General features: G+C 56.5%; 1 protein-coding gene and 1 pseudogene. One reads left to right on the top strand and one right to left on the bottom strand.

Going from position 1 to position 3,082, the window contains the following annotated elements:
• Nucleotides 1-157: 157 nt before the first annotated feature.
• Nucleotides 158-1,402 (top strand): annotated as a pseudogene (locus AO398_RS27900) (IS701 family transposase); the annotation flags it as partial.
• A gap of 114 nt (nt 1,403-1,516) precedes the next feature.
• On the opposite strand, the gene AO398_RS27895 reads toward AO398_RS27900, so the two are convergent.
• A complete protein-coding gene (locus AO398_RS27895; protein ID WP_082643464.1) occupies nt 1,517-2,698 on the bottom strand; it encodes a glycosyltransferase family 1 protein in 1,182 nt (393 codons plus the stop codon).
• Nucleotides 2,699-3,082: the final 384 nt, after the last annotated feature.

Here is a 3,082-nt window from a genome sequence, read left to right as displayed (position 1 = left end):
GTCGGGGTCCACATGGCGCTTCCAGGTCAGGCTTCAGCACCCTCCTGGAAGCATCGTCATCCCGGCCACTCAACCCCGCCTCAGACCATTTTCGGACGGGCTCTTAGTACTACTGTGTCATAAAGTTTAAGTGTAAACTTGGTGCCTCGATCTGGTGATGGAACGACGACTGCTCCGTTTGAACTCCCCGTTGGCTGCCGACCAGCTGCGTTTTGTAAGCTATCTCGAGGCTTTAACAGCCGTTCCGGTCCATGCTGATCGGATCGCGCCGCTGGAGGCCTACTGCACGGGCCTGTTACCGCCGGGGGCTCGTGAGAGCAGCGAGCCGAGAGCGGCCCGAATCGCGCCGGCGCGGGTCTAAGCCAGCCATCAGGTGTTGCATCGTTTCGTGGCCAAAAGCGAATGACCGGACTGCGTTTTGCTGGCCCGGGTACGCGGCGAGGTTCTCCCCCTAATCGAAAGCCACGGCCAGATCCAGGCCTGGATCACCGATGATACGGGCTTTCCCAAGAAGGGCCGTCATTCAGCCGGGGTGGGGCGGTAATACTGCGGTCAAATCGGCAAGCAGGACAACGGCCAGGTAGCCGTGACGCTCGCGGAGGCCAACGCCCAAGCCAGCCTACCAGTGGCCCATCGCTTCTACCTAATGAGAGCCTGGGCCCAGGATGCCGAGCGGCGCGGCAAGGCTGGCGTGCCCGAGGCGATCGGCTTCCAGACCAGGCCGGAGATCGCGCTGGATCAGATCCGGGCGGCCATGACCGATCAGGTGCCAGCCGGCCCTGTTCGGGCAGATGCCGGATACGGGATCGACACGGCCTTCCGTACGGCCCGGACGGTTTTGGGCTTGCGCTACAGTCTGGGCGTTCAATCCTCAACGAGCCTGCGGCCCTGTAGAACGGCTTCGCTGCCGCCCAAACCTTGGCGCGGACACGGGCGCCCGCTTACCCGGGTACGACGAAGCAAAGGCCCCTCTCGACAGAGAAGCCGGCCCGGGCTCTGCCGGAGCCCGCCCGGCGCATCAGGATGAACAGCGACACGTGCCACGTCCCGAGGAATGGCGTCTGGTCGAGTGGCCCGAGGCGAGGATGCGCCAACCAAATACTGACTTTTGACGCTGCCGCCAGAGACGCCCCCGGCCGAGTTGGTCCGTGCGACGATGCTTAACTGGCGTATCTAGCGGGACTATCAGGAGCTCGAGCACGAGATTGGGCTTGGCCAGGCTTGGCCACTACGGGGGATGAAACTGGCGTGGCTTCCATCGCCACGGCAGCTTGTGCATCGCGGCCTATGGGTTCCTCGTCTCCGAGCGAGGCCGCTTTCCCCCTCAGACCCAAAGATCACCGAGCGGCAAGCGTTTGCCCGACCCGCCGGTTACAGACCCCGCGGTGCCCCGGATCCAGCCCGAACGACAGGTCCCCAATTACATCGCGATTTCGCGCCTGTGGCTACCACTATAGATTCATAGCACCATAGCACGACGCAGCCGACCGCAACCCCAAAGATCGATAAATTGAATCTAATTTTGCATCAAATCAGCATAGGCATCCGCGGTTCGGTGCCAAGAAAATTTCTTAACTCTTTCTTGTCCAAATAGAATGAGTTCATTCCTTCGGTCTGGGTATTCGGCCAGCATACTTACGTGCTCAACCCATTTACTGGGGTCGTCCGGCGCAGCCATAAGTGCCGCTTGCCCGCAGATTTCTGGCATACTTGCGCGATCTGAGGACACGACGGGGCAGTTACGTGCCATCGCCTCGACGATCGGGAGCCCAAATCCCTCCGTCCACGAAGGAAACAGTAAGCATAGTGCGCGATCCATCAAAAATGCCAAATCGTTGTCATCAATGCGCCCGATGAACGAGACACTCTTGGTGTTCGTCGGGATGTGGTTGGAAAAAATTGACGCAGAACCTCCAGCTATGATGGTATCTATGCCAAGTTCGCACAGTTTTGGGGCAATTTCGGTGACGAGTTTCATATTTTTGTGCTCGGCTTGAGAGCCAATCGCCAAGACAAATGGCCTCCCCGCTTCGCCACCTCGGCCGGCTATGATCGAGGGTGCTACAAGAGCAAGCTCCGGCTTCCACTCCAGCGCGTGCTCGTGACCGTTTGGAAGTACATTGATCCTTGAATAGTCCAAAGAAAGGTGCTTGGCGATTTGAGCGGCTGAATTTGATGATACGGTAGTTATTTTTGCTGATCCGCGAACGATAAGGGACTGAAGAATTTTATAGTATGCTTTGAATGACAGGCTATAACTTTCCGGCTTTATGTAAACATTTGCATCATGGATGCATACAACCTGTTTAGTTTTTAAAGCTGGGGCCGTATTGCACAGGTTAAGTAGATGGCCATCCCAGCGCATTGGCAGGACGAATTGCTCCCAGGCATGCCCTGCAACCCGCCCAATTTTCACCAGTGGCATTTGTTCCAGTTCCGGGTCGAAGGCAGTCTGGGGAGCAAAGATAGTTGCTGATGCGGAACGAGCTTTGAGGACTTGATCAAGGTGCAAAACAACATTCCTGGCATATCTCTGCACGCCAGTGGTATCCTGCGTAAGGAAGCGTCCATTAACCGCGAATTCAACGTTAGACATTGTCGTTGCCTTTTGGATGCAAATTTCGCGAAGTTCAAGACGCGAACTGATTTTGTCAGGCCGGGCGATGAGTACTTCATCGCTTAGTCTGAGAGTTGGCATGACGTCGGTAGCTAATTGAAATCATTTTTGAGTTTGGTCGACGACGGACCGATTAAAACAAAACTGCTTTGTCTAGAAAAGAACGGTTACACCGCTGCTGTGATCATACATTTCGAGCCACGATGGGCACAAATGCGTTAAGCTTATAGCTTCTGCATCGCGCTTCGGCACATCTATATCACGTTTTGCCGGTTGGTTATCTAAGGTGCGGTTCCGGCGAATGCCCCGCATATTAATCGAACAATTCGTGTCTCCCTTGACCTGACCGGTATTTCGAACCGAGCCTGTTGCGAGGTTACTGCATGGTAGCGGCCATGGGTAGCCGGAGGGCCAAATTCGGGTAGCTGACCGGCGCGGGCGGCCGATAGCCCAGCGACGAATGCG

Source organism: Methylobacterium sp. GXS13, assembly GCF_001455965.1.
Classification (GTDB): domain Bacteria; phylum Pseudomonadota; class Alphaproteobacteria; order Rhizobiales; family Beijerinckiaceae; genus Methylobacterium.
This window is presented reverse-complemented; position numbering and strand designations above follow the sequence as displayed.

Coding starts and splice junctions, on each gene's coding strand:
- AO398_RS27895 (WP_082643464.1), bottom strand. CDS start 2,698: ATGCCAACTCTCAGACTAAGCGATGAAGTACTCATCGCCCGGCCTGAC.